A 25363-nucleotide genomic window follows, 5' to 3' on the forward strand; every position below is an offset into this window, starting at 1 on the left:
CGCTACCCGCCGAGCGTGCACCACACGATCTTGCCGTCGGGGGTCGGGGTGGCGCCCCACGCGGTCGTGAACGCCTCGACGATCACCAGCCCGCGACCGCCGCTACCGGCCTCGGTCCCGGCCGCGCCGCCGAGGCGGGGCATCGCCGGGGAGTGGTCGCGCACCGCCAGGTGCAGCCGGCGCCGGTGCACCGACGCCAGTGCCGTGCGCGGACCCACACCGTGCTCCAGCGCGTTGACCACGAGCTCCATGACGACCAGCTCGGCGTGCTCGGCCAGCGCGCTCAGCCCCTCCCGCGCGCACAGCATCCGCACCACGTCCCGGGCGCCGGAGAGGGCATCCGGCCCCTCGGGGATCTCCCACCGCACCTGCACCGGCCGGCTCCGGCCCGCGGCGAGGGCCTCCGCCGCCGCCCGGTCCGCGGCGAGCGGCACGTGCCGGCCGATCGCGAGGTCCTCGAGCTCCCGGGCGAGCGCCGGCGACGCGGAGTGGTGCACGAGGTCGGCGCCCGGCCACGCGGCCGCCGCCCGGGCGAGCGGCACGAACGCGGTCAGCGCGATCGGCTCGGTGCCGGTGACGCCGGCCAGGTCGATGAGGACGGCGTCCGGCTCGGCGGCGAGCGTGCCCAGCACGCTGCGCCGCAGCTCCGGTGTGGTGTGCGGGTCGATGCGGCCCTTCACCGTCACATGTGCCAGCGGTGGCGAGAGCTCGACGCGGCAGACGAGAGCGGCGGTCGGCACCGACCCACTGTACGACCGCACGGGCGGCTGCGGCGAAGGACGCGGCGCCATCAACATCGGCGGATGGTGCGATGATGCGGGCGTGACGGACGGCGGTGGGTACCTGCTCGACAACCAGCAGCCGGAGGCGGGCGCCCGCTTCACCGCCCTGGAGGCGCTGTTCGACCCGTCCACGTTCCGCCACATCGACGCCCTGGGCATCCGGGCCGGCTGGCGGTGCTGGGAGGTCGGCGCCGGCGGCACGAGCGTGCCGGCCTGGCTCGCCTCGCGCGTGGGCCCGGCCGGGCACGTCCTGGCCACCGACATCGACACCTCCTGGACCGGGTCCGGCAGCGGCGCCGGCTACGAGGTCCGCCGCCACGACGTGGGCGTCGACCCGCCGCCGGACGACCGCTTCGACCTCGTGCACGCCCGCCTGGTCCTCGTCCACGTCCCGCAGCGCGCCCGCGCTCTCGCCGCGATGATGGCGTCGGTACGGCCCGGCGGCTGGCTCCTGCTCGAGGAGGCGGACCCGTCGTTGCAGCCCCTCGTCTGCCCCGACGAGCACGCCCCGCCGCAGCGCCTCGCGAACAAGCTCAAGCACGACTTCCGCACGCTCATGGCCGCCCGCGGCGTCGACCTCGCCTACGGGCGCACCCTGCCGCGCCTGCTGCGCGAGGCGGGCCTCGTCGACGTCGCCGCCGACGCGTACTTCCCCGTCGCCGGGCCCGCCTGCGCCGCTCTGGAGCACGCCACCACCCGCCAGGTCCGCGCGTCCCTGACCAGGGCCGGCCTCGCCACCGACGCGGAGATCGACCAGCACCTCGCCAACATCGAGGCCGGCCTCCTCGACCTCGCCACCTCCCCCATGATCTCCGCCTGGGGCCGCGTCCCGTCGTGACGCGGCCCCGAGACAAGCACAGGACAGGCACGGTCACGGCTGGAACCGCCAGGTCTGGTTGGACGCTGCCCGAGGAGGTCAGCGACGGACGTGGACGGTCGCTCGTCAGGCGGTGAAGCAGATGACGAGGCCGTAGACCATGACGCTCAAGACGACGAACAGCATGGCGGCCCTGCCGATGTCGACCGACGTGTGGTGCCCGGCATACACCCGCTGGAGCGCCCTGAAGCAGGCGTACGCCGCCCACAGCGCCCAGACGAAGAACATGACGATGATAAATTTCTGCGTCGCGTCGATGTTGACCGCTCCCTGATTGTTCGGCCGGGATCCTGCCGTCCAGGGTGACCAGGTGCGAGTGCACGACGCATGCATTCCGTCGGCAGCGCCCCGCTGCGGCGGTGGACGTGAAGTCCTGCCGGTCAGTGGGAGCGGAGCAGGCGGCCCGCGCCGGGGAGCTGGTCGGGGAGGCCGTGGGAGCGCAGGGCGTGCCAGAGGGTGGCGGCGTTGATGGCGATGACCGGCTTGCCGAGCTCCTCCTCCAGGGTGTCGGCGAGGGCGACGAACGACAGGTTGGTGCCGACCTGCACGATCGCGTCGACATCCGGGGCGTCGAGCTCGGCGACGACGGCGCGGAGGCGTGCGGAGGGGACGCGGGCGATGTCCGTCGCGGTCGGGCAGCGCAGGCCCGTGATGGCGGCGACGTCGAACCCCGCCTCGGTGAAGAACCGGCCCACTTCGCGGTCGGCGATCGGCTGGTACGGCGAGAACACCGCGATCCGGTGGCAGCCGAGCTCCCGCAGGGCGGCGCGGCACGAGCTGGCGCCGGTGGTGACCGGGAGGCCGGTGCGGGCGCGCAGGCGGTCCTCGAACGCGGCGTTGCCCTCCACGCCACCCCAGAACGTCTCGGCGGACATACCCATGACCATGCGGTCGGGCTCGGCGGTGAGGACGTCGCGCACGGCGGTGTCGATGGAAGCGCGGATCTGGACCAGCAGCGCCTCGAAGCCGGCGTCGTCGCCCATCGCGGGGTTCGGGATGTGCATGGAGCCGGCGCGGAACGTCACCCCCGGCACCCGGGCGCTCCAGTAGTCGTGCTCGACGACGGTGTTGGTGCTGGGGACGATGACGCCGAAGACGGCGCGCGGCCCGACGGCGTTGGTCATGCGGTCAGCTCCTGACAGACGACGGAGACCATGCGGTGTGCCCGCGCGCGGGCGGCGGGGCGGTCCAGCAGCAGCGCGTCGAGCAGGAGCGGCGAGACGATCGCGGCGACGGCGTCCTCGCGGTCCTTCGCCGGGGCGCCCGCGGCGCGCAGCACGGTGTGGAACGGCGCCAGGAGGTCGGTGACGTACCGCTGGCGCAGCGGCACCGCCGCCGGGTCGGAGGCGGCGGCAACGACGAGGGCCTGCAGGAACGCGCCGACGGGCCGGTCGCGGAGCCGGTCGCACAGCTGGTCGACGGCGGCGTGCAGGTCCTGCGCCGGCTCGCCGGTCGGCGCGCCGATCGGCAGCGGCGCGACGTCGATCAGCGCGGCGAGCACCGCGCCGGGCGTGGGCCAGTGCCGGTAGATGGTCGACCGCGACACGCCGGTGACCTGATGCAGCCGCTGCGCGGTCAGCGCCGCCGCACCCTCGGCCAGCAGCAGCTCCAGGGCCGCGGTCAGCACGACGGTCTCGGTGTCGGAGGTGGGGCCGGCGGGTCGGCCAGGTCGGGTCACGAGCGTTGACGGTACACCTTGTACGCGAAACTATTAAGCGATACATTCCGCACCGGAAACTGCTGCCGAGCCTGGAGGCACCCATGCGCCCGCACGTGGAGATCGTCGACGAGCGTGACCTGATCTGGCACCTCGCCGAGTTCCAGCACGCCACCGGCACCGCCCAGCAGCGCAACCTCAGCTACGACGAGGAGGACGGGTCGGCCTCGCTGAAGGTCCGCTTCACCGGCGACTGGTCGCGGCCGGCCGGCGTACACGACGCGGACACCGAATGGTTCGTGCTGTCCGGCGAGGTCGTCATCGGCGACACCGTCCTCGGGCCGGAGGGCTACTGGACCGCGCCCGCCGGCGTGTGGACCCCGCCGGTCACGGCGACGGCCGGCACGGAGATCCTGCTGTTCCGCGAGTACGGCGACTGGCACTTCCACCCTGAAACCAAGGACCGTGAAACCGTGCGGCCCGACCAGAAGCTCGTCGTGCTCGACAGCGCCCGGATGCCGTGGATCGACGTCAAGGACGGCTCCCCGATGCGCTTCGACCTCGGCGGCACGCCGGTGCCGGGCCTGTTCATCAAGCTGCTGCACCGCGACGAGAAGACCGGCTTCTACACCCGGCTCATCAAGGCCAAGCCCGGCTGGCGGGAGGTGCCGCTCGCACACCACCCGTGCTCCGAGGAGGCGTACTGCCTCGACGGCGGCTTCGACTACAACTTCGGCAAGATGTGGCCCGGCACGTACTTCTGGCGCCCGCCGCTGATCCGCCACGGCGACTTCACCGCCGACGCCGAGGCCGGCTGCACGTGGATCGTGCGCTCCGACGCGGACCTCGTCGACTGGTACACCGACAACGCCCGCGTCCAGATGCACGGCGACGCCACCAACTGGGGCGAGGGCTTCCCGCACAGCGCCGCGCCGCGGTTCATCGAGCCGGTCCGCTCCCGCAGCATCGGCCGCTGGAGCGACCCCACGCACCAGTGACGCAGCCGACACCCGCTCCCGCGGCGGGGCGTATGTATGGTGATGAGTGCAGCTGGTTCGGCCGGTCCCCCGGGACCGGTCGTGGCAACAGGGAATCCGGTGCGAATCCGGGACTGCCCCGCAGCGGTGAGTGGGAACGACCGCCGTCATTGAGCACTGGGCCGCGAGGCCTGGGAAGCGACGGCCAGTAGGCGACCCTGGACGACATCCAGGGTCACGCCCGCGAGTCCGAAGACCTGCCAGCGCACCGCGCGCCGCCCGGCGTGCGGTGGTCGGAGGCCGCGCGGGACGGCCGACGCCATCGACCGGCCCACGCGGCGCGCCGCCGCGCGGCCGGTGGCGTCCCCCGTGCCAGTCCGGCCGTCGTGACTGTGCACCGAGGGGACACATGAGCACCACATTCGGGCTGAGCACCGTGCTCGGCTACCCGCGCATCGGCGGGAACCGCGAGCTGAAGCGGGCCGTCGAGGCCTACTGGGCCGGCACCATCGACGAGGACACCCTGGAGCGCACGGCGGCGACGCTGCGCGCCGACGTGTGGCAGACGCTGCGCAACGCCCGCCTCGCGGCGATCCCGTCGAACACGTTCTCCTACTACGACCACGTCCTCGACACCGCCGTCGCGGTCGGGGCGACACCCACGCGGTTCACCGCGCTCGGGCTGTCGAAGCTCGACACGTACTTCGCCATGGCCCGCGGCGTGGACGCCGAGCCGGCGCTCGAACTGACGAAGTGGTTCGGCACCAACTACCACTACCTGGTGCCCGAGATCGGACCCGACACCGTCTTCGCCGCCGACCCGGCCAAGGCGCTGCGGGAGCACGCCGAGGCCCGCGCCCTGGGCCTCGAGACCCGGCCGGTGCTGGTCGGACCGGCCACGTTCCTGCTGCTGGCCAAGGGCGACGACCCGTTCGCCCGGCTCGACGACCTGGTCGGCGTCTACGCCGAGATCCTCGCCGCCCTCGCGGATGCGGGTGTCTCGTGGGTACAGCTGGACGAGCCGGCCTACGCCACGGACCGCGGCCCGGACGAGATCGACGCGCTGCGCCGCGCCTACGCCCGGCTCGGCGCGCTCAGGGCACGGCCGAAGCTCTTCGTCGCCACGTACTTCGGCGAGATCGGCGACGCCCTGCCGGCCCTGCTGGACACGCCGGTCGAGGCGATCGGCCTCGATCTCGTCGCCGGCCCCGGCAACCTCGACCGGCTCGCGGCCGCCGGACCCCTGGGCGGCAGGACGATCGTCGCGGGGCTCGTCGACGGCCACAACGTCTGGCGCACCGACCTGCGCGCCGCGGTCGCCGCCGGGGCGGTCGTCGCCGGCCTGGCCGACCACGTGGCGGTGTCCACGTCCTGCTCGCTGCTGCACGTGCCGGTGGACCTGTCCGTCGAGACCCGCCTCGACCCGGGCCTGCACGAGCGGCTCGCGTTCGCGCGGCAGAAGGTCGACGAGGTCGTGCTCCTCGGCCGCGCGCTGCGCGACGGCACGGCCCACCTGCCCGCGCCGCTGCCCCCGCCCCCGGCGGCGTGGCGGCACGACGAGGTGCGCGCCCGGCTCGCCGCCCTCACCGCCGCCGACCGGCGGCGCGGCGACTCCACCGCCCGCGCCGCCCGCCAGCAGGAACTGCTCGGGCTGCCCGACCTGCCGACGACCACGATCGGCTCGTTTCCGCAGACCGCCGAGCTGCGCGGGGCCCGCGCCGCGCTGGCCGCCGGCACCCTCGACGACGAGGGCTACACCGCGCTGATGCGGGCCGAGGTCCGGCGGGTCGTCCGGCTGCAGGAGGACCTCGGCCTGGACGTGCTCGTGCACGGCGAGCCGGAGCGCAACGACATGGTGCAGTACTTCGCCGAGCAGCTGTCCGGGTTCGCCGCCACCGAGCACGGCTGGGTGCAGTCGTACGGCTCCCGCTGCGTCCGCCCGCCGATCCTGCACGGCGACGTGGCCCGCAGGGCGCCGATGACGGTCGGGTGGGCCACGTTCGCCCAGTCGCTGACCACCCGGCCCGTCAAGGGGATGCTCACCGGCCCGGTCACCGTCCTCGCATGGTCGTTCGTCCGCACCGACCAGCCGCTCGCCGCCACCGCCGACCAGGTCGCGCTCGCGCTGCGCGACGAGTGCCGGGACCTCGAGGCCGCCGGGATCCGGGTGATCCAGGTGGACGAGCCGGCGCTGCGCGAGACGCTGCCGCTGCGCCGGGCGGCGCAGGGGGCGTACCTGGACTGGGCGGTCGGCGCGTTCCGGCTCGCGACCAGCGGCGTCGCCGACGACACGCAGATCCACACCCACCTGTGCTACTCCGAGTTCGGCGACGTCATCACCGCGATCGACGCCCTCGACGCCGACGTCACCAGCATCGAGGCGTCCCGGTCGAAGATGGAGGTCCTCGGCGACCTCGCCGCCGCCGGGTACCGGCGCGGCGTCGGGCCCGGGGTGTGGGACATCCACTCGCCGCGGGTGCCGTCGCGCGAGGAGATGGCCGAGGCGCTGCGCCACGCGGTCGCGGCCGTCCCGGCCCGGCGGCTGTGGGTCAACCCCGACTGCGGCCTGAAGACCCGCGGCTACGCCGAGGTCGAGGCGTCCCTGCGGCATCTCGTCGCGGCCGCCGCCGAGGTCCGCGCCGGCTGATCTCTGGAGCCGTGGCACGTGCCGGCGCCTCACGTCGGGGTCGGCACGTGCCGTTGGCGTTTGCGGCCTGTGTACAGCGAAGCCCGGCGCGCTGCAGGCCTGTCGTCCCCGGTTTGCGTCAGCACATGTTGACGATTGCTCCGGCGTCAGCTTATGCTGACGGTATGACCGTGATCGACGAGCTCGGTCGCGCCGCGCACGACAGCGACCACGACGTCGCGCTGCGGGCCGTCGCCCGCCTGCGCCGCCTGACCGAGCAGCTGGAGGCCGAGCGGGTCGCCGCCGCCCGCCGGGACGGATGGTCGTGGCAGGACATCGCGCTGCGGCTCGGCGTCACCAAGCAGACCGTGCACCGCAAGCACCGCGGCACCGGCGACGACTGATGCGCCGCTGCCACCGTCGACCGCGAACGCCGGCCGCCATCACTGATCGCCACCACCGATCGCCATCGCCGGTCGCCATCACCGATCGCATCGTCGTCGCGAGGAGGACTGATGTTCCGCGGTAGCCATCCCGACCTGTGCCGGACCATGGGCCGCGCCGTGCTGCGGGCCCGCGAGCTCGGCCACCCCCGCACCGGCAGCGAGCACCTGCTGCTCGCGCTCACCACCGGCACCGACGAGGTCGCCGCGGTGCTCGCCCGGCACGGCGCGACCGAGCCCGCGATCCTCGACGCCGTGTGCCGGGCCGCGCCGCTGGGCGCCGGCGTCGCCGACGACCGCCAGGTCCTCGCGTCGCTCGGGCTCGACATCGACCGGCTCCTCGAGGGTGTCACCCCGACGGCCCTCGACCGGGTCACCTGGCGGGAGCCGCTGCTGCCGCTCGGCGCCGCGAAGGCGCGGCGGTGGTCCGCGCAGAAGCGGCCGCCGATGGGGCTCGACGCGCAGGCGGCCTTCGAGGCGTCGCTCCGGCTCGCCCTCGCCCGCCGCGAGCGGGACCATCGCACGGAGCATCTCGCGTTCGCGCTCACCGCGCTTGACCCCGGCGCCGCCTGGACGCTCGACACCGCCGGCGTGGACATCGCCGGGCTCCTCGCCGACCTCGGCCGGTCCTTCCCGCCGCCGCGGCGCAACCTGATCCTCCGCGCGGACCGCCGCCTGTGGCACCGTTCGCGCCGCAACGACCTCGTCGCCCGGTACCAGCGAACCACCGGCCGCACGGCCACCTCACCCGGCGCCCTCCCCGCCGTCATTGCCGGCCAAACGATGTAACGGCCCGATCCGTCCTCACTGCTTACAGGGTGAGGGCGGTGGCGGGTGGCCGGATGGCGTTTGGGCATATTGCCCCCGACGGGGAGGGGTTTCACTATGTCGATGCGCAAGTGCGCCAACCTGCCGGTACAGGCGCCGGCGGTCCGCGCGGTCGTGGGATGGCAGTCCGGCGCCGGCGTGCCCGACGCCGGCGGTTCGGCGCTGCTGCTGGTCAACGGCAAGGTCCGGGACGACAACGACTTCGTGTTCTACAACCAGCCGGCGCACCCGGCCGGGGCGGTCCGGCACGAGGGGAAGGCGACCGCGGGGAACCAGGTCACCGACACGGTGTTCGTGGACCTGGGCCGGGTGGAGCCGTCGATCGTCGCACCTGCGACTCCCGCCGTGCCGGTGCGGTTGACGAAGGTGACACTGACCAGGCAGGCGCCGACGGTGTCGCTCGCCAAGCAGGGCGGCCGGTCCGGGTCGCTGCGGGTCAACCTCAACTGGAGCATGCGCTCCCTCGGCAAGCGCGGCCTCTTCGGCAAGCAGAAGACCGCCCACCTGCCCGACCTGGACCTCGACCTGTGCTGCCTGTACGAACACGTCGACGGCCGCAAGGGCATCGTCCACCCGATCGGCGGCAGCTTCGGCGCGCTGGACCGCCCGCCGTACATCATGCTCGACGGCGACGACCGCACCGGCGCCAACGAGGCGGGCGAGAACCTCACCATCAACCTCGACCACACAGACAAGTTCCGCCGGATTCTCATCTTCGCGAGCATCTACGCCGGCGCCACCTCGTTCGCCGGCTTCGACGCCGTCGCCACCCTCTTCCCCCAGCACGGCGCCCCGATCGAGATGCGCCTCGACGAGTGCACCGTCATGGCGCGGGCCGCCGCCCTGTTCCTCATCGAGAACATCAACGGCGAACTCGTCGTCCGCCGCGAGTCCCGCTACATCGTCCAGGCCCCCGGCCAGTACCGAAACGACGCCGTCGACGCCGCCTACAACTGGGGCATCAAGTGGGTGACCGTCCCGGGCAAGAGCTGACCACCCCGCCCCGCGACGACCGTCCGCAGCCGCCGCCGCAGCCGCCGCGAGCTCCCAGGCAACGCCGCCAGCCGCAGCACCTCGGCCTCGGTGAGCTCGTGCCGGCCCGCCAGCGTCAACGCCGCCACGTACGGCCGGACCTCCGCCGCCTCGAGCAGCCTTGCGACATGGTGCAGGACGCGCAGCAGCACGCCACGGTCGGCATTGGGATGCCCGGCGACAACGCGCAGCAGATCGTTGAACTGCCACCAGTCGTAGTCGCCGTCCAGCACGCGCACCAGCGTGCCGGCAGCGGCCTGCGGTCGCCGCGCCACCGCCATCCGGACGAACGAATACCCGCTACCCGCGAGCGCGTCGAGCCCGGCTTGGTCGAGCCGGAGGTCCTGCGCCGCCCGGAGGTAGTCCGCCGGAGACCGCGCCCCGGCGGGCAGCAGCGACTCGAGCTTCACCCAGCCATCGTCCCACCACGCCGTTGCGGAAGGCATGACCGCCGCTGGCTGCGGGGTCAATCGAAGCGGCACCGAGTCGGTCGTGACAGGCGTGGCACCGCCGGCTGCGGGGTCAATCGAAGCGCTGCCAAGCCGCCGCGGCAGGCATGGCCGTCGCTGGCTGCGGGATCAACCGAAGCGGCGCCGAGCTCGGCGCGGCAGGCGTCCGCCGATGGCGTGAGTCGTTACGCGTCGGGTTCGGGTAATGCGCGGCGCAGGGCGTCGGCCGGGGTGAGGGTGCGGCCCTCGGCGTAGGCGTCGTCGAAGGCCGGGCGTCCCAGCGTGGTCGCGAGGTCGCGGTGCAGGTCCTCGTCGGCCGGTTTCGACGAGCGCAGGTGGGGGCCAGACGACTCGCGCTGGCGGTGCACGGCGCCGAGCTCGGCGCGGCAGGCGTCCGCCGATGGCGTGAGTCGTTACGCGTCGGGTTCGGGTAATGCGCGGCGCAGGGCGTCGGCTGGGGTGAGGGTGCGGCCTTCGGCGTAGGCGTCGTCGAAGGCCGGGCGTCCCAGCGTGGTCGCGAGGTCGCGGTGCAGGTCCTCGTCGGCCGGCTTCGACGGGCGTAGGTGGGGGCCGGACGACTCGCGCTGGCGATACGCGGCGCCGAGCAGGATGGCGGCGGGCCGGGGCTGGTCCTGCGCGGCGGCGAGCGCGGCGAGTGCCTCGAGGGACTGCACGAGCACGACCGACTGGCCGGCGACCAGGACCGCCTCGGCGCAGCCGCGCAGCAGCTCGCCGGCGCGGGGCAGGTCGCCGGTGCGCCTGGCGTGCTCGCCGAGGACGAACAGCGCCCGCCCAGCGCAGCGGCGGTCGCCGAGCCTGCGCAGCGCCGGCAGCACGTCGTGCATGAGGTCGGCGGCGCGAGCGGTGGAGCCGCGGACGAACGCCCACTGGGCGAGGCCGACGTCGGCGTGGACGATGTCGGCCTCGCTGCCGGCGGCCTCGGCCATCGCCCGGCTCTGCGTCAGCCAGGCGTGGATGTCGTCGTCGGCGACGCCCGCCGCCATGGCCCGCTGCGCCATCATGAACAGGGTGTTGGCCGCATACACGTGGTCGCCGGCGTGGCGGAACAGGGTGACGCTGTCGCGGCCCCACTGCAGGGCCTCGCTCAGTGCCCGCGATGCCAGCACGAGGCCCTGCATCGTGAGCGCCCGGTCCCACCCCCGGTCCTCGGGGAACCCGTCGAGGGCCTCGCGCAGCGCGGGGTGGCTCAGCTCCGGCCGGATCCAGGTCGAGCACATGCCGACCGCGCGGGCGGCGGTCGCCCGTGTCAGCGGGTCGTGGCCGGTGGCGAGCTGCCGCGCCTGCTCGGCGAGGTCGAAGGCGGTGCCGGCGTCGCTGGGGTGCAGCACGGCGCTGGCCGCGGCGAGCCCGGCGACCGCCGCCGGTGTCGCGGGCGGCTTGCCGGCGGCCAGGGTCCGCTGGATCCACTCCTGCGCCTCGCGGCGCTGCCCGGCCAGGTCCCAGAACCGTTCCAGGGCCGCGATCCAGCGCCATGCCGACTCGGTGTCGCCGGTGTCCACACTGTACGAGAACGCGGCGCGCACATTCGGCTGCTCCGTCGAGACGCGCAGGAACCACGCCCGCTGCTCGGCGTGCCTGAGCCCCTCGGCGGCGCGCTCGCCGAAGGCGAGGAAGTGCGCGGCGTGGCGGCGGCGCGCGCCGGGTTCGGCGTCGCCGGCGCAGAGGCGCTCCGCGGCATAGGACCGGATCGTCTCCAGCAGCCGATACCGGCGCGGCTCCCCGCCGGCAGTGGACACGAGCGACTTGTCGACGAGCGCCGGCAGCACTCTGACCGCCGCCCGCGCTTCGCCGTGGACCGCCTGCACGGCGTCGAAGTCGAAGTCGGCGGGGAACACGCCGAGCCGGTCGAACAGGACGCGCTCGTCGGCGTCGAGCAGCTCATAGCTCCAGTCGATGGCGCTGCGCAGGGTCCGGTGCCGCGGACCGGCGGTGCGGGCACCCGTGGAGAGCAGGTCGAAGCGCTGGTCGAGGTGCTCGACGAGCTCGGCCGGCCCGAACGTGCGCAGCCGCGACGCGGCCAGCTCGATCGCGAGCGGCAGGCCGTCGACCCGCCGGCAGAGTGCGGCGACGGCGGGGGCGACGCCGTCGGTCAGGGCGAACCCCGGCGCGGCGGTCGCGGCCCGGTCCACGAACAGCCGCACCGCCGCGCTGCCCGCGATGTCCGCCGCATCCAGGGAGGCCGGCACATCGAGGGGGTCCACCTGGTAGGTGACCTCGCCGGGCACGCCGAGGGGCTCGCGGCTGGTGGCGAGGACCCGCAGCGGCCCGCCGGCGCGCAGCAGCGTGGCGACGACGTCGGCGGCGGCCGCCACGACGTGCTCGCAGTTGTCGACGAGCAACAGACCCGGCAGGCCGGCGGCGGCGTCGCCGAGGATGTCGGTCAGGGACCAGCCCGGCTCCGGCACGACACCCAACGCCCGCGCGACGACGTCACCGACAAGATCCGGGGTGACCGGCGCCAGGTCCGCGAGCCACACCGCACCACCCACGCCACCCACGCCACCCACGCCACCCGCACCACCCGCGCCACCCGCACCGCCCACGCCACCCGCACCGCCCACGCCGCCCACGCCGCCCGCGTCGGCCGTGACGCCCGTGGCGACCCGGAACGCCAGCCGGGTCTTGCCGACCCCACCCGGCCCGGTCAGCGTGACGAGCCGGTGCTCGCGCAGCAGCGCCCCGACCTCGCCGGCCTCCCGGTCCCGGCCGACGAGGCTGGTCAGCGGCGCGGGCAGGGCCGGCGTGGAGCGGGCCGGACGGCGCAGCGCGGCACCGGCCTCGACCAGCGCCGCCCGGTCGGCGACGCCGAGCTTGCGCAGCAGCGCCGCGACGTGGCTCTCCACGGTCCGCACCGACAGGTGCAGCCGCTCGGCGATCTCCCGGTTGCGCAGCCGCTCCCCGACCGCGCGCAGCACCTCCGCCTCGCGATCGGTGACGCCGGCCGCCCGGCCCTGCCCCTCGACGCTCATGCCCGCATTCTCCCCGGCAGGTCTGACAAAAACTCCGTAGGAGGTTCCGTGCAACGTACGGATGACCCGGCGGGGCCCATCGGCGAAGCTGATGCGGTCAGTACACCACCGGACAGGAGCAGCATGGACACCGCAGGCTTTCTCGCGACCCCCGAGCCGACTGCCGAGGCGCAGCGCCTGTTCGACGACGACGTCGCCGAGCTCGGGTACGTGATGAACAACTCGCGCCTGTGGGCGTACCAGCCGGAGACGCTGTCGGGGCTGTTCGAGCTGCTCCGGAACGCGAACGCCGGCGACCGGCTCAGTCTGCGGCAGCGCGGCATCCTCGTCACCGCCTGCGCGTCGGCGTTCGGCGACTCGTACTGCGCGCTCGCCTGGGGCGGCAAGCTGGCCGGGCTCAGCGAACCGGAGACCGCCGCCGGGGTGCTCACCGGCAGCGACGCCGGCCTGAGCTCCGAGGAGCGGGCGATGGCCGGCTGGGCCCGCAAGGTCGCCCGCGACCCGAACGGCACCACCGAGGCGGACGTCCAGGTGCTGCGCGACGCCGGCTTCAGCGACCCGCAGATCTTCACGATGACGGTGTTCGTGGCGCTGCGGCTGGCGTTCTCGACGGTCAACGACGCGCTCGGCGCCCGCCCGGACCAGGCGCTGCACGCCTCGACCCCGGCCGCCGTGCGCGACGCGGTGACCTTCGGCCGCCCCGTCGCCTCGTAACGGGCGCAGTCATGGCCTCGACGCGCGACGACTCCAGCCGCAACGGCGTGGACGTCGCCGCCCTCTCCGCCACCGCCGACGCGGTCCGGGGCAACCCGGCCGCGGCCGCGTTCCAATTCCGGGCCCACAACGAGTGGATCAGCGGCACCCACAACCGCGGCACGATCCACGACTACTCCGGCGGCGGCGAGGAGCGCACGCACGAGCGCACGTTCCAGTTCGACGCCGACCACCCGGCCGTCCTCGCCGGCCGAGACAACGGCCCGACCGGACCGGAGCTCGTCCTGCACGCGCTCGCGTCCTGCCTCACCGCCGGCCTGGCGACCGCCGCCGCGGCCCGCGGCATCCGCCTCACCGAGGTCCGCTCGACCGTCACCGGCGACCTCGACCTCAACGGCGTCCTCGGCCTCGACCCGGCCGTCCGCAACGGCTTCGGCCAGATCACCGTCCGCTTCACCGTCACGGGCGACGCCCCCGCCGACCAGCTGCGCGACCTGGTCGAGCACTCCCGGGCCCGCTCGGCCGTCCTCGACGTCCTCACCAACGTGGTCCCGGTCACGATCGAGGTCGCAACCGTTTGAACCGGCCAACGCGTCCACTCAGCCACAGAGGCCCCACACCGACAGGAACCCCCCACATGTGCGCATCACCGTTGGTCCCGGACGCGACGCCCCGCCACTGGGCAGGCCCGTCCTGACGCCGGTAAGGACATAAGCTCTGCGGCGTGTACTTCGTGCGCCGGTGGCGGGACGAGTCGCCGCTCAGCAAGCAGGTGATCAGGGTTGCGGACGCGACGGTGCTGGAGTGGTTCCGGCGCGGCTGGGACCAGGAGGACCCGGACGGCTGGGTCGGCGACGAGCTCGACGGCGGGGTCTACGGGCTCGAGTCCATCTTCGCGGAGGCGCGGGAGCTGCACCTGCCCCGCCCCGACACAATCGACGAGCTCCGCGGGCTGCTCGACGAGCACCTCTGGGTCGAGGGCGACGACGACGGCACCTTCATCCGGCTCGACGAGCACACGTTGCGGGTGCGCACCGACGACGACGAGGTCGACCTGGCCTACTACTTCATCGAGGACGTGGCCGCGGCGCCGGACCGGGTCGCGTTCCTGCTGTGGGACGGGTGGCCGCTGCCCGCGGGAGCGTCGGACGGGGCCTTCGACCACGACGTGCCGGTGCAGACCATGCGGCCCGCGGGTGCCGGACCGGACTGCGTCTACTCGGTCCGCACCTGCTGGCAGCACCCCGGCACCGGGACGAACCTTGACCTGGCGGGCGCGGTGGCGTTCCCCGGGCTGACGCTGCCGGAGCTCGCCGGGCACCTGCGCGACGCCGCCGATCCGGAGGCGCTGGGCTGGCCGCACGACGCGCGGCTGCTGCGCGCCCTCGTCGGGCTGCAGGACGGCGACATCGGGCCGGCGATGGAGCGGTTCGCGCGGCTCGGCGGCTACGACCCCGAGCCGGCCGGGATCGACACCGTGGCGGAGCACGACCTGATCCATCAGCGGGTGCTCAAGGACCTGGCGGCCAAGCCGCTCGCCGGGACGCGGGTCAGCCTGGCGCCGCACATCGCGCAGGTCGCCCGGCACATCGACAGCTTCTTCGGCTTCGACCAGTGGTTCGTCTTCGACACCCGCTGGGCGGCGGCGCACCCCGACCTGGCCCGCTCCCTGCTGCGGTACGCCGCCCACTGGGACCCGTTCGACGAATAAGCGACGAATAAAGCGCCGGACGAGCGACCGGACGAGCGACCGGACGAGCAGCGGACCCCGGTCCCGGCGGGCGGTCAGGCGACCCAGGAGGGCACGATCTGGGCGAGCCTGGCCGGGTCGGTCAGCGTCGAGATCCTGGTGACGACGCCGCCGGTGACGGTGAAGGCCATGACCGTCACCGGGCGGCCGCCGACCGTGACCAGGACGCCGGGAACGCCGTCGATGAGCGCGGGATGGACCACGGCGTCGGGGCGGGCGAACGTCGTGGCCTGGGTGGCGACGGCGGTGGCGCCGCGGATGAGGGTGCCGGCCGCGCGCAGCTCGATGTCGGGGGCGAGGACGGTCAGGAGCGCGGCGACGTCGCCCCGGCCGGCGGCGGCGAGGAACGCGTCGATGACCTGCCGGGCGGCGGCCTGGTCGCCGGGCTGGTCGCCGGCTGAGGGGCGGCCGAGACGCACGCGGGACCGGGCGCGGCTGGCGAGCATCTTCGTGGCGGCGGTGCTGCGCCCGAGGACGCCGGCGATCGCGTCGAACGGCACGTCGAACACGTCGTGCAGCACGAACGACACCCGCTCCGCCGGCGTGAGCGCGTCCATCACGACGTACAGCGCGAGACCCACCGACTCGGCGAGCAGCACTTCCCGCGAGGGGTCCGCGTCGTCGGAGAGGGAGCCGACGAGCAGCTCCAGCGGCTCTTCGCCGCGCCGGCCACGGACCCGCAACGTGTCCAGGCAGATCCGCGAGGTGACCGTGGTGAGCCAGCCGCGCAGGTCGTCGATGCCTTCGGACCCGGTCCGGGCCAGCCGCAACCACGCCTCCTGCACGGCGTCGTCCGCGTCGGCGTGGCTGCCGAGGATGCGGTACGCGACGGCGTGCAGATACGGACGGTGAGCATCGAACTCGTCGGTCACGGCGTTCCCCCAATGCGGTGTCACCATCACGACGTCCACGGGACCGCAAAGGTAACGCGTTACCTTCCGGCCGCGGCGGACGTCGCAATGGCATGACGACACCACGAATCCAGAACACCGCGACCCAGCCCGACATCACCGCCGCGATCCAGCACCTGTACAAGCAGGTGTACGCGGGAGGCGTACCGCGGCAGACGCTCGAACTGGTGCACCTGCGGGCGAGCCAGATCAACGGCTGCAGCGCCTGCGTGGACGCCGGGGGTGTGAGCGGCGCCAAGGCCGGCATCGGCACCGACAAGCTGCTCGCCGTCGCCGCCTGGTACGAGCACCCGGCGTTCGACGACGCCGAACGGGCCGCGCTCGCGCTCACCGAGGCCGCGACCCGGCTCGCCGACCGGCCGGGCGCGGTCACCGACGAGATCTGGGCCGAGGCCGCGAAGCACTACGACGAGCGGCAGCTGGGCGCGCTCGTGCTGATGGTCGCGGTCACGAACTTCTTCAACCGCATCAACACCACCCTTCGGGTGCCCGCGGGCACCCGTTGGGAGTGACGGCGGGTCACACGTCGCGGGACGGCTCCGGCTCGGGCTGCTGCTCGTGCCGGGGCCCGGCGACCAGCTCGCCGGCGACCGCCTCGGCGTCCTCGATGTCGGCCTCGACCTGCGGCTGGCTGACCCACAGGGCGCGCATCTGCTGCTGCATGAACGAGGTGAGGCGCGACCGGTACTCGTGGTCGAAGCGCTCCAGGGCCTCGATCTGCTGCTGCAGGGCCTGCCGCTTGGCGGTCAGGCCACCGACGACGTCCTCGTAGATCTGCTCGGCGCGCTGCTTGATCTCGTGGGCGCTGGCGCGGGCCTGCTGGATGATCTTGTCCGAGCGGTCCTGCGCCTCGGCCAGGACGTCGGAGGCGTTCTGCTCCGTCTCGGCGGCGAACTGCTCCGCCGACTGGGCGATGCTGTCGGCCTGCGCCCGCGCGTCGGCGATGATCTTCTCGGCCTCGGCGCGCAGCGCGTCGGCGCGCGCCTGGGCCTTCTGCACGATCTGCCCGGCCTCGGCGTGGGCGCCGGCGCGGATCTGCTCCGCCTCGCGCTTCGCGCCGTCGAGGTGCTCCTCGGCGGTGCGCTGCGCCATCGTCAGCACCTGCAACGCCTGGTGCTGGGCGTTGATGGAGTTCATGTCGGGGCGGGGCGCCTGCTGCTCCGCGGTGTTGTTCAGCTGCGCGTGACCGTTCGCGAGCCGATCGTCAAACGGTCGCATCCCGTGCTGCGTCATGGTCCCTGCCCTCCTCGATGGCGATTCCGCACTCCGGCCGCGAACCGGCCGCGAGCGGGGGCGGGTGCAGAATGCCACGCGGACAGTACCCGAGATGCCGCCGGAAGTCAGCACCCGCGGCTACCGACGGTTGCCGCCGCCTCCGGTACCGTTGACCCGATCATCGGGGAGTGTGCATGCGGTATCTCGCGCTCGGCGCGCTCGAGGTCCTGGCCGCCGACGGGGAGCGCCTCGACCTCGGCAGCCAGCGGCAGCGCACGGTGCTGGCCGCGTTGCTGCTGGACGCCGACAAGGCCGTGCGGCTCGAGCGGCTCGTCGAGGCGCTCTACGGCGAGGAGCCGCCGTCGACGGCACGGGTGCAGGTGCAGATCTGCGTGTCTGCGCTGCGGCGCCTGTTCGCTACGCACGGTGATCTTGACGCGATCGTGACGCAGGCACAGGGGTACCGGCTGCGCATCGGCGACGGCGAGCTGGACCTGTGGCGGTTCGAGGAGGAGCTGCGCCAGGCGCGGCAGGCGCGCTCCGTGAACCGCGCCACAGAGGCAGTCGCGGGCTACCGGGCGGCGGCGGCGCTGTGGCGCGGCCCCGCGTTCGACGGCATCGACAGCCGGCTCATCCAGTCCGCCGCGGCGCGGCTCACCGACCGCAGATACACCGCGGTCGAGGAGTGCGTGGAGCTGGAGCTCGGCCTCGGCCGGCACCGGGAGCTGGTCGACGAGCTCGCGGGCCAGGTCGCGGAGCAGCCGCTGCGCACGAAGCTGCGCGGGCAGCTGATGCTGGCGCTGCACCGGTCGGGGCGCGCTCCGGAGGCCCTCGAGACGTATCGGGCGGCCCGGCGGTACTTCGCCGACGAGCTGGGCCTGGAGCCCGGGGAGGAGCTGCGCCGGCTCGAGCACGCGATCCTGACCGACGACCCACGGCTGGCCCTGCCGGAGCGGGCGGCGGTCGCGCCGGCACCGGCGGCGCCGCACCTGCTGCCGACGGACATCGCCGACTTCACCGGCCGCAGCACCCAGCTCGACGCGATCGAGCGGCAGCTGACCCTCGCCGCGCAGGACGCGTCCCGCTTCGCGGTGCCGGTCGTGGTGATGCCCGGCAAGCCCGGCGTCGGCAAGACCACCCTCGCGGTGCACGCCGCGCACCGGCTCGCCGACCGCTACCCCGACGGCCAGCTCTTCGCCGACCTGCACGGCCGGCACAGCGAGCAGGTCAGCGCGATGCAGGTGCTCGAACGGTTCCTGCGGGCGCTGGGCGTGCCCGGCACGCAGATCCCGACGACGCTGGACGAGTGCGCGGAGCGCTACCGCGCGCTGCTGTCCAACCGGCGGATGCTCGTCGTGCTCGACAACGCCAGCAGCGAGAGCCAGGTCCGCCCGCTGGTGCCGGGCTCGTCGCGGTCGGCGGTGATGGTCACCAGCCGCGGGCGGCTCGCCGGGCTGCCGGGCGCGGTGCATGTGGACATCGACGTGTTCGACGCCGCCCACTCGGTGCAGCTGTTGTCCCGGGTCGTCGGCGCCGACCGGATCGAGGCCGAGTCGGACTCGACGGCCGAGCTCGCCGAGCTGTGCGGGCACCTGCCGCTGGCGCTGCGGATCGCCGGCGCCCGGCTCGCCGCCCGTCCACATTGGAGCGTGGACCAGCTGCTGCGCCGGCTCGCGGTCGAGACCCGCCGCCTCGACGAGCTCGCGCACAGCGGGATGGGCGTGCGGGCCAGCATCGCCCTCACGTACGACCATCTCGGCCGCGACGCCCAGCGGCTGCTGCGCCTGCTGACGGTCCCGGACGTCCCGCACTTCTCCGGGTGGACCGCGGCGGCGCTGCTCGACATGCCGCTGCCGGACGCGCAGGACCTCCTCGACGAGCTCGCCGACGCGCAGCTGGTCGAGACCGGCGGGTCGAGCCGCGGGGAGGCCACACAGTACCGGCTGCACGACCTGATCCGGGTCTTCGCCCGCGAGCGGCTCACCCCGGACGACGGCGAGACCTGGGCGCTGGAGCGCTACCTCGGCGCGCTGCTGTTCCTCGCCGGTGAGGCGCACATCGCCATGTACGGCGGCGACTTCCTACGGGTGCGCTCGCCCGCGTCGCTGTTCCCGCTGCCGGTGCGGACCAGCCCGCCGCTGGAGTGGTTCGAGCGCGAACGTCCGGTCATCGTCGCGGCGGTGCGGCACGCGGCCCGGGCCGGTCTCGTCGAGCACGGCTGGGGGCTGGCGATGACCGCGGTCACCCTGTTCGAGTCCCGCAACTACCTCGGCGACTGGCGCGAGACGCACCGGGTCGCCCTGGAGGCGGCCACCGCGGCCGGCGACGTGCGGGGGCAGGCGGCGATGCGGTATTCGATCGGCTCGCTGCTCATGTTCGAGCAGCGCTTCGACGACGCCCTGGAGTCCTTCGACACGGCCTGTGCGCTGTTCGACGAGGTCGGCCACGACCAGGGGGTGGCGCTGGTCGAGGGCCACGTCGCCTTCATCGACCGGGTCTTCGGCCGGCAGGACGAGGCCACCGGCCGCTACACGCGGGCCCTCGACACGTTCCGCCGGATCGGGGATCCGGCCGCCGCCGCGTACGTGCTGCACGGCCTCGCCCACATCAAGCTCGAGCTCGGCGACATCGAGGCGGCCCGGGCGATCCTGCCGGAGGCCCTCGACGACACCCGCCGCGCCGGCAGCCGCCGGGTCGAGGCGCAGGTGCTGTACCGGCTCGGCCAGCTGCACCTGCAGGCCGGGGAGCCGCAGGCTGCGGCGTACGTCTTCGCGCAGACCCTCACCGTCGTGCGGTCGCTCGGCGACGGGGTCGGCGAGGCGTACGCGCTGCACGGCACCGGCCAGGCGGCCGTCCGGATGGGCGACCTCGCCGGCGCCGGTGCGGCGCTGCGGGAGGCGCTCCGGCTGGCGCGTGAGGCCGGCGACCGCATCGTGGAGGCGCGGGTGCTGGTGGCGCGCGCCGAGCTGGCGACGGCGGCGGGCGACCCCGGGCTCGCCGCGGCCGAGCTGCGGGCGGCGCTGGAGCTGCTGCGGGTCGTCCGGTCACCCCGGCTGGAGGCGCAGGTGCGGTCCCGGCTGGCGGAGCTCGACGCGGGATAAGCGCGCGATGCCGCCCCGATAAGCGGCGCCCGCAGCATCGGATCGTCGAGGTCGGACGGTTCGATTCGAGGGAGATCGCCGTGTACGCCATCCGGATCAGCGGGCTCGTCAAGCGGCACGTCATCGCGGGGTTCGATCTGTCGGTGCCACCCGGCGCGCTGGTCGCGGTGCTCGGCCCGCCCGGCGCCGGCAAGTCCGCACTGGTCGAGATCGTCCTCGGCCTGACCGGCCCGGACGCCGGTGAGGTGAGCATCCACGGACGGGCGCCGCGCGACGCGGTCCGCGCCGGGCGGGTCGGCGCGATGCTGCAGCACGGCACCCTGCTCGACGACTGCGGCGTGCACGAGACGGTCGCGATGATCGCCGCGCTGCACCGGTCCTCCAGGCCTGTCACCGAAGCGCTGGACCTCGCCGGCGTGCGGGCCCTCGCCGGGCGCCGCTGCGGGACGCTGTCCCCCGGCGAGCGGCGGCAGGTCCGGTACGCGCTGGCGCTCGCCGGCTGCCCGGACGTCGTGGTGCTCGACGAGCCGCCCGCGTTCGAGGGCTTCCACGAGTCGCTGCGCGTCCTCGGCCGGCGCGGCACGGCCGTCCTGGTCACCGCCCGGTCCCTGCCCGATGCCGTCTTCGACCGGGTCGTCGCGCTGCCGGCCGCCGCGATCGCGTAGGGGGACCGCATGCTCGGATATCTCGCGCTGGAGACCCGGCGGGCCCTGCGCTGCCGCCGCTACCTGCTGCTGGCCGTCGCGCTGCCGGCGGTGCTGTTCCTCGGCTACCGGCTGGCCGTGCCGTTCGACGGCGACGCCTACCTGGTGCCGACCCTGGCCGCGCTCGGCGCGTACATCGCCGCGACCCTGCCGACCGCGCGGATCGCGCTGGAGCGCGCCGGCGGCTGGCAGCGGCAGCTCAGCCTCACGCCGCTGACCCCGGGTGCGTACCTGACCGCGAAGGCGCTCACCGCGATGCTGGTGTCGGCCACGCCGATCGCGGTGGTGTGCCTGCTCGCCCGGTTCGTCGACCAGGTCGACCTGGCCGCGGGCGCGTGGACCCGGATCGTCGCCGGGATCTGGCTGGCGACGCTGCCGTTCGCCCTGCTGGGGCTGGTGCTCGGCCAGCTCGTCGCGGCCCGTGACCAGCCCGTCGTCGCCGGCGGGGCGCTCACCGTCGGCGCGCTGCTCGGCGGGCTGCTCGTGCCCCTGGCGCTGTTCCCGGGCTGGCTGGTCGACGTGGCGAAGGCGCTGCCGACGTACTGGCTCGGCGAGGTCGCGCGGAGCACCGTCGACCAGCACACCGACGCCCGCGACGCCGCCATGGTCCTCGCCGCCTGGACCGTCGAGGCCGCCGTGGTCCTCGCCGTGCACCAGTGGCGGACCCGGCGCCGGCGTCCGTGAGCGGCGACAGCGTGACGACAGCGGTCGGACCGCGCCGCCCGATCAGCTTCCCGATGACGGGGTCAGCCGCGGAGCCAGTCGCGGAGGCGGGACATTGCGTTCCTGGCAGGTGGGGGTGGCGGGGGCAGGGAGCGGCGCAGCTCCTCCTCGGTCGCGGGGCGGGCCTCGAGGACGGCCTGGCGCAGCAGCGCCCTGTCGACCCTGAGGCCGCCCATGGCGTACACGTGGACGTGGCCGCGCGCGATCACGTAGCCGTGCGTGTCGTCGGTGCGGCGGTAGAGCAGGCCGCCGGGCTCCGCGGTGCAGGTGGCCGCGCCGCAGGTGTTCTCCGACAGGTCGGCGAAGACGTCGATCACGACGCTCTGCGGTGAGGCGGCGGGGTCGGCGGGTTCGAGCCGGACGCCGGGCGGGATGCCCTGCTTGCGTGGGATGTAGCCGGGCGACGACGCGAAGAAGACGCCCTCCTCGCCCTCGGAGCTGAGCGCGGTCAGCTCCGCCGGGGACGCCGGGTGGACCGTCGCGGCGGCGGCGCGCAGCACCTGGCGGTCCACGACGAGCGGGCCGGCCACCACGACGAGCGACTGGCCGGAGGTGACCTGGTAGCCGTGCTCCGCGACGCCGCGGCGGTAGACCCAGCCGTCCGGCTCGGCAGTGCACTCGGCGATCCGGAGGCTCGAGTCGTACGCGGTCTCGCCGCACGGGCTGGGATCGGTCACCGCGTACTGCCGGGCGTACGCGAGGACGGTGATCCAGCGCGGCTGCGGGATCGCCGCGGGGTCGGTGGGCGTGAACGTCCGGGTGCCGACGACCCCGCCGAACGAGGGGTCGGTGGGACGGTAGCCGGGGATGCTGACGACGTACGGCGGATCGTGGGGCAGCTCAGCGGCGGGCGGAGGGGCCGGCGAGGACCGGGCCAGGGCGACGAGTCCGGCCGCGACGAGCGCCACCAGGGTCCCGGCCGCGGTCAGCCGGGCCGGCCAGCCGCGTAGCAGTACACCGGCGACCAGGGCGAACGGGATGCCGCTGCACAGCTGGGTGAGCGCGCCGTCGCGGCTCACGCCGAGCCCGGCCTCGTCGGTCAGCGCCCAGCCGAACCCCCACAGCGCCACACCGAACCCCAGCACGAGCAGCACCCACCACACCTGCCGCCCGGTCGTCCCGCCGAGCGCCGACGCCGCCGCGGTCGCTCTCACGATCAGCCACAGCACGAGCAGGAAGACGCCGGCGACCACGATGCCGCCCCCGACGAGGCCAGCCGGGCTGTGGGCGAACGCGGCGGCGACCACGACCCCGACCGCGGCGGGCAGCCCGGCCGAGCCCAGCAGCCAGACCCCGGTGAGCTGCCCGACCAAGAGCGCGTGCCGCTTCCCCATGCCGACCAGCTTCGCGGCTCGAACGGCACAGGCCATCCGTCGCGGTGCTCAACCGCGCTTGAGTACCGGTCGCGGCACGGCTGGCGTCGATAGGATGGCGGGCGTGACGAGGTGGGTGACCAGGGTCGAGACCGCGGCCGACGAGCCGGCTGTGCGGGCGGTCAACCTGGCCGCGTTCCCGACGGCGGAGGAGGCCGACCTCGTCGACGCGCTGCGCGCGGACCCGGCCTGGATCGACGGCCTGTCCGTCGTCGCGGCCGGCGAGGACGGCGAAGCGGTCGGGTATGCGCTGCTGACCCGGTGCCACATCGGCGGGGAGCCGGCGCTCGCCCTCGCGCCGTGCTCGGTCCTGCCGCGGGTGCAGCGGCAGGGAGCGGGCTCGGCGGCGATCCGGGCGGCGCTCGACGCGGCGCGCGCCATGGGCGAGCAGACCGTCGTTGTTCTGGGGCACGCGGAGTACTACCCGCGGTTCGGGTTCGGCCGGGCCTCGCAGTTCGGCATCCGCGCCCCGTTCGACGTGCCCGACGAGGCGCTGATGGCGATGGCGCTGCGGGACGGGGTCGAGGTCCCCTCCGGCACGATCGCCTACGCCCCGCCGTTCGGGGTCTGAGCCCGCGTAGCTTTCACGGTCGTCGATACTCACCCGCCAGGGGTGGTTGGACGGGGTGGGGGCGGGTAGGCGTACGCGGTATGACGGTGGTGGAGACCAGGGAGCGCACGTTCTTCGGGCAGCCGCGGGTGCTCGCGAACCTGTTCGGGGTCGAGCTGTGGGAGCGGTTCTCGTTCTACGGCATGCAGGGCATCCTGCTCATCTACCTGTACTACTCGGCGGCCGACGGCGGGCTCGGCATCGACCGGGCGACCGCCACCAGCATCGTCGGCGCGTACGGCGGCGCCGTCTACCTGTCCACCATCCTCGGCGGGTGGGCGTCGGACCGGTTGTTCGGGCCGGAACGGGTCCTGTTCGGCAGCGCCGTGCTCGTCATGGCCGGGCACCTCGCCCTCGCCCTGATCCCGGGGCTGGCCGGGGTGAGCGTGGGCCTGGTGCTGATCGCGGTCGGCTCGGGTGGGGTGAAGGCCAACGCGACGTCGCTGGTGGGGTCGTTGTACGCCGCGGACGACCCGCGCCGGGACGCCGGGTTCTCGCTGTTCTACCTGGGCGTCAACCTCGGCGCACTGGCCGGGCCGCTGCTGACGGGGCTGCTGCAGGAGAACGTCGGCTTCCACTACGGCTTCGGACTGGCGGCCGCGGGCATGGCGGTGGGGCTCGTCCAGTACACCATGGGACGGCGCGACCTGAAGGACACCGCGCGCGAGGTGCCCAACCCGCTGCCCGCCGCACGGCGGTGGCTCGTCGCCGCGGTCGCCGTCGCGGGGCTGGCCGCGGTCGGGGCCGTCGTGGTCAGCGGGCTGCTGCCGGCGGACCGGCTCGCGACGGCCGTCGTGGTCGTCAGCGCCGTCGCCGCGGCCACCTACTTCGTCGTCATCCTCACCAGCCGCGCCGTCACCGCCGTCGAGCGCCGCCGCATGCTCGGGTTCATCCCGATGTTCCTGGCCAGCGCGGTGTTCTGGTCGCTCTACCAGCAGCAGTTCACCGTCGTGACGATCTACTCCGACCGGCGGCTGGACCGCACGATCCTCGGGTGGGAGATGCCCGTCTCGTGGGTCCAGGCGATCAACCCGGTGTTCATCATCGTGCTGTCCGGCGCGTTCGCGGCGCTCTGGACGCGGCTCGGCGACCGCCAGCCGTCGACCCCGGCCAAGTTCGCCGCCGGCACCGCCGTGATGGGGCTGGCGTTCCTGCTGTTCCTGCCGCTCGCCGGCGGCGGGCCCAACAGCGCGCCGCTGCTCGCCCTCGCCGGGATCCTGCTGGTGTTCACGATCGCGGAGCTGCTGCTGTCGCCGGTCGGGCTGTCGCTGTCCACGAAGGTCGCGCCGGTGGCGTTCCGCACCCAGACCGTCGCGCTGTTCTTCCTGTCCGTGGCGCTCGGCACCGCCATGTCCGGGGTCCTCGCCCGCTACTACGACGAGGCGCACGAGACCTGGTACTTCGGAGCGCTCGGCGCCACCGCCCTGCTCTTCGGCGCCGTCCTCGCCGCCCTCACCCCCACGATCCGCCGCCTGCTGTCCGGCGTCCACTGACCTCGCCACAGCGCGGCCGAACACGCGGCTGGCGGTGGCGGTCATGCTCGGCCTGGCGACCGGCGCGTGCACCGGCGGCGACCCCGAACCCGCGCCGGCGCCGGCGCC

Annotated in this window: 25 protein-coding genes and 1 riboswitch; of the genes, 15 read left to right on the forward strand and 10 right to left on the reverse strand. The window is 74.2% G+C overall.

The features are described from left to right. Positions 1–2: 2 nt before the first annotated feature. On the reverse strand, positions 3–740 hold the full coding sequence (locus tag ABD332_RS29525) for an ATP-binding protein (RefSeq protein ID WP_344505548.1): 738 nt from the start codon (positions 738–740) through the stop codon (positions 3–5). 82 nt (positions 741–822) lie between these two features. On the opposite strand from ABD332_RS29525, the gene ABD332_RS29530 reads away from it, so the two are divergent. Beyond that, positions 823–1620, forward strand: coding sequence for a methyltransferase domain-containing protein (locus tag ABD332_RS29530; protein WP_344505550.1), 798 nt, complete (start codon positions 823–825; stop codon positions 1618–1620). Between the two features lie 105 nt (positions 1621–1725). Here the strand turns inward: ABD332_RS29530 and ABD332_RS29535 are convergent, their stop codons facing one another. The 3 genes from ABD332_RS29535 to ABD332_RS29545 form a co-directional block, all read right to left on the reverse strand. Then, positions 1726–1887: a hypothetical protein gene (locus ABD332_RS29535; protein WP_344505552.1), complete on the reverse strand. Its 162-nt coding sequence runs from the start codon at positions 1885–1887 to the stop codon at positions 1726–1728. 152 nt (positions 1888–2039) lie between these two features. Continuing rightward, positions 2040–2783: a maleate cis-trans isomerase family protein gene (locus ABD332_RS29540; protein ID WP_344505554.1), complete on the reverse strand. Its 744-nt coding sequence runs from the start codon at positions 2781–2783 to the stop codon at positions 2040–2042. Continuing rightward, positions 2780–3337, reverse strand: coding sequence for a TetR/AcrR family transcriptional regulator (locus tag ABD332_RS29545; RefSeq protein WP_344505556.1), 558 nt, complete (start codon positions 3335–3337; stop codon positions 2780–2782). Before ABD332_RS29545 ends, ABD332_RS29540 begins: the two co-directional genes overlap by 4 nt. 83 nt (positions 3338–3420) lie before the next feature. On the opposite strand from ABD332_RS29545, the gene ABD332_RS29550 reads away from it, so the two are divergent. The 5 genes from ABD332_RS29550 to ABD332_RS29570 all read left to right on the forward strand — a co-directional run bounded on the left by ABD332_RS29550 (position 3421) and on the right by ABD332_RS29570 (position 9183). Continuing rightward, a complete protein-coding gene (locus tag ABD332_RS29550; RefSeq protein ID WP_344505558.1) occupies positions 3421–4314 on the forward strand; it encodes a DUF4437 domain-containing protein in 894 nt (297 codons plus the stop codon). 36 nt (positions 4315–4350) lie between these two features. Continuing rightward, positions 4351–4572, forward strand: a riboswitch (cobalamin riboswitch). 130 nt (positions 4573–4702) lie between these two features. Further along, a complete protein-coding gene (gene metE / locus ABD332_RS29555; protein ID WP_344505560.1) occupies positions 4703–6940 on the forward strand; it encodes a 5-methyltetrahydropteroyltriglutamate--homocysteine S-methyltransferase in 2238 nt (745 codons plus the stop codon). A 164-nt stretch (positions 6941–7104) separates the two neighbouring features. After that, positions 7105–7323: a helix-turn-helix domain-containing protein gene (locus ABD332_RS29560; RefSeq protein WP_344505561.1), complete on the forward strand. Its 219-nt coding sequence runs from the start codon at positions 7105–7107 to the stop codon at positions 7321–7323. Positions 7324–7434: 111 nt separating this feature from the next. Continuing rightward, on the forward strand, positions 7435–8151 hold the full coding sequence (locus tag ABD332_RS29565) for a Clp protease N-terminal domain-containing protein (RefSeq protein WP_344505563.1): 717 nt from the start codon (positions 7435–7437) through the stop codon (positions 8149–8151). 96 nt (positions 8152–8247) lie between these two features. Beyond that, positions 8248–9183, forward strand: a complete 936-nt coding sequence (locus ABD332_RS29570; protein WP_344505564.1) for a TerD family protein — start codon at positions 8248–8250, stop codon at positions 9181–9183. Here ABD332_RS29570 and ABD332_RS29575 read toward each other — a convergent pair. The 3 genes from ABD332_RS29575 to ABD332_RS29585 form a co-directional block, all read right to left on the reverse strand. Continuing rightward, the gene (locus tag ABD332_RS29575) at positions 9138–9632 is read right to left on the reverse strand and encodes a hypothetical protein (RefSeq protein WP_344505565.1); all 495 of its coding nucleotides are present in this window, start codon (positions 9630–9632) and stop codon (positions 9138–9140) included. The genes ABD332_RS29570 and ABD332_RS29575 overlap by 46 nt on opposite strands. 224 nt (positions 9633–9856) lie before the next feature. Beyond that, entirely contained in the window at positions 9857–10039 is a 183-nt protein-coding gene (locus tag ABD332_RS29580; RefSeq protein ID WP_344505567.1) for a hypothetical protein, read from the reverse strand. 45 nt (positions 10040–10084) lie between these two features. Beyond that, entirely contained in the window at positions 10085–12661 is a 2577-nt protein-coding gene (locus ABD332_RS29585) for an ATP-binding protein (protein WP_344505568.1), read from the reverse strand. Positions 12662–12784: 123 nt separating this feature from the next. On the opposite strand from ABD332_RS29585, the gene ABD332_RS29590 reads away from it, so the two are divergent. The 3 genes from ABD332_RS29590 (at position 12785) to ABD332_RS29600 (ending at position 15086) form a co-directional block, all read left to right on the forward strand. Further along, complete coding sequence (locus tag ABD332_RS29590) at positions 12785–13375, forward strand: carboxymuconolactone decarboxylase family protein (protein ID WP_344505569.1); 591 nt, start codon at positions 12785–12787, stop codon at positions 13373–13375. An 11-nt stretch (positions 13376–13386) separates the two neighbouring features. Next, complete coding sequence (locus ABD332_RS29595; RefSeq protein WP_344505570.1) at positions 13387–13956, forward strand: OsmC family protein; 570 nt, start codon at positions 13387–13389, stop codon at positions 13954–13956. 143 nt (positions 13957–14099) lie between these two features. Further along, positions 14100–15086 carry a hypothetical protein gene (locus ABD332_RS29600; protein ID WP_344505571.1) on the forward strand — a complete coding sequence of 329 codons (987 nt, stop codon included), beginning with the start codon at positions 14100–14102 and terminating at the stop codon, positions 15084–15086. A gap of 74 nt (positions 15087–15160) precedes the next feature. Here the strand turns inward: ABD332_RS29600 and ABD332_RS29605 are convergent, their stop codons facing one another. Beyond that, positions 15161–15997 (reverse strand): sigma-70 family RNA polymerase sigma factor, encoded by an 837-nt coding sequence (locus ABD332_RS29605; RefSeq protein WP_344505572.1) that lies wholly within the window; start codon positions 15995–15997, stop codon positions 15161–15163. Between the two features lie 92 nt (positions 15998–16089). Here ABD332_RS29605 and ABD332_RS29610 point away from each other — a divergent pair, with 92 nt between their 5' ends. Then, positions 16090–16548, forward strand: coding sequence for a carboxymuconolactone decarboxylase family protein (locus ABD332_RS29610; protein ID WP_344505574.1), 459 nt, complete (start codon positions 16090–16092; stop codon positions 16546–16548). A gap of 7 nt (positions 16549–16555) precedes the next feature. On the opposite strand, the gene ABD332_RS29615 is transcribed toward ABD332_RS29610, so the two are convergent. After that, on the reverse strand, positions 16556–17254 hold the full coding sequence (locus ABD332_RS29615; protein ID WP_344505575.1) for a DivIVA domain-containing protein: 699 nt from the start codon (positions 17252–17254) through the stop codon (positions 16556–16558). 191 nt (positions 17255–17445) lie between these two features. On the opposite strand from ABD332_RS29615, the gene ABD332_RS29620 reads away from it, so the two are divergent. The 3 genes from ABD332_RS29620 to ABD332_RS29630 all read left to right on the forward strand — a co-directional run bounded on the left by ABD332_RS29620 (position 17446) and on the right by ABD332_RS29630 (position 21740). Beyond that, positions 17446–20352 (forward strand): AfsR/SARP family transcriptional regulator, encoded by a 2907-nt coding sequence (locus ABD332_RS29620; protein ID WP_344505576.1) that lies wholly within the window; start codon positions 17446–17448, stop codon positions 20350–20352. An 80-nt stretch (positions 20353–20432) separates the two neighbouring features. Next, positions 20433–21017: an ATP-binding cassette domain-containing protein gene (locus ABD332_RS29625; RefSeq protein WP_344505578.1), complete on the forward strand. Its 585-nt coding sequence runs from the start codon at positions 20433–20435 to the stop codon at positions 21015–21017. 9 nt (positions 21018–21026) lie between these two features. After that, complete coding sequence (locus ABD332_RS29630) at positions 21027–21740, forward strand: ABC transporter permease (protein WP_344505580.1); 714 nt, start codon at positions 21027–21029, stop codon at positions 21738–21740. Between the two features lie 62 nt (positions 21741–21802). Here ABD332_RS29630 and ABD332_RS29635 read toward each other — a convergent pair whose 3' ends face one another. Further along, complete coding sequence (locus tag ABD332_RS29635) at positions 21803–23113, reverse strand: hypothetical protein (protein WP_344505582.1); 1311 nt, start codon at positions 23111–23113, stop codon at positions 21803–21805. A 103-nt stretch (positions 23114–23216) separates the two neighbouring features. On the opposite strand from ABD332_RS29635, the gene ABD332_RS29640 reads away from it, so the two are divergent. Both ABD332_RS29640 and ABD332_RS29645 read left to right on the forward strand, forming a co-directional pair. Further along, positions 23217–23723, forward strand: a complete 507-nt coding sequence (locus tag ABD332_RS29640; RefSeq protein WP_344505584.1) for a GNAT family N-acetyltransferase — start codon at positions 23217–23219, stop codon at positions 23721–23723. An 80-nt stretch (positions 23724–23803) separates the two neighbouring features. After that, entirely contained in the window at positions 23804–25255 is a 1452-nt protein-coding gene (locus ABD332_RS29645; protein WP_344505586.1) for a peptide MFS transporter, read from the forward strand. Positions 25256–25363 lie beyond the last annotated feature (108 nt).

Source organism: Dactylosporangium maewongense, assembly GCF_039531485.1.
In the GTDB taxonomy this organism is placed as follows: Bacteria; Actinomycetota; Actinomycetes; order Mycobacteriales; family Micromonosporaceae; genus Dactylosporangium; species Dactylosporangium maewongense.

Excerpts from the sequence above, each read along its gene's own strand:
- ABD332_RS29535 (WP_344505552.1), bottom strand. The coding sequence starts at position 1,887 with ATGTTCTTCGTCTGGGCGCTGTGGGCGGCGTACGCCTGCTTCAGGGCG.
- ABD332_RS29540 (WP_344505554.1), bottom strand. The coding sequence starts at position 2,783 with ATGACCAACGCCGTCGGGCCGCGCGCCGTCTTCGGCGTCATCGTCCCC.
- ABD332_RS29550 (WP_344505558.1), top strand. The coding sequence starts at position 3,421 with ATGCGCCCGCACGTGGAGATCGTCGACGAGCGTGACCTGATCTGGCAC.
- metE (WP_344505560.1), top strand. The coding sequence starts at position 4,703 with ATGAGCACCACATTCGGGCTGAGCACCGTGCTCGGCTACCCGCGCATC.
- ABD332_RS29560 (WP_344505561.1), top strand. The coding sequence starts at position 7,105 with ATGACCGTGATCGACGAGCTCGGTCGCGCCGCGCACGACAGCGACCAC.
- ABD332_RS29565 (WP_344505563.1), top strand. The coding sequence starts at position 7,435 with ATGTTCCGCGGTAGCCATCCCGACCTGTGCCGGACCATGGGCCGCGCC.
- ABD332_RS29570 (WP_344505564.1), top strand. The coding sequence starts at position 8,248 with ATGTCGATGCGCAAGTGCGCCAACCTGCCGGTACAGGCGCCGGCGGTC.
- ABD332_RS29585 (WP_344505568.1), bottom strand. The coding sequence starts at position 12,661 with ATGAGCGTCGAGGGGCAGGGCCGGGCGGCCGGCGTCACCGATCGCGAG.
- ABD332_RS29590 (WP_344505569.1), top strand. The coding sequence starts at position 12,785 with ATGGACACCGCAGGCTTTCTCGCGACCCCCGAGCCGACTGCCGAGGCG.
- ABD332_RS29595 (WP_344505570.1), top strand. The coding sequence starts at position 13,387 with ATGGCCTCGACGCGCGACGACTCCAGCCGCAACGGCGTGGACGTCGCC.
- ABD332_RS29610 (WP_344505574.1), top strand. The coding sequence starts at position 16,090 with ATGACGACACCACGAATCCAGAACACCGCGACCCAGCCCGACATCACC.
- ABD332_RS29615 (WP_344505575.1), bottom strand. The coding sequence starts at position 17,254 with ATGCGACCGTTTGACGATCGGCTCGCGAACGGTCACGCGCAGCTGAAC.
- ABD332_RS29620 (WP_344505576.1), top strand. The coding sequence starts at position 17,446 with ATGCGGTATCTCGCGCTCGGCGCGCTCGAGGTCCTGGCCGCCGACGGG.
- ABD332_RS29630 (WP_344505580.1), top strand. The coding sequence starts at position 21,027 with ATGCTCGGATATCTCGCGCTGGAGACCCGGCGGGCCCTGCGCTGCCGC.
- ABD332_RS29635 (WP_344505582.1), bottom strand. The coding sequence starts at position 23,113 with ATGGGGAAGCGGCACGCGCTCTTGGTCGGGCAGCTCACCGGGGTCTGG.
- ABD332_RS29645 (WP_344505586.1), top strand. The coding sequence starts at position 23,804 with ATGACGGTGGTGGAGACCAGGGAGCGCACGTTCTTCGGGCAGCCGCGG.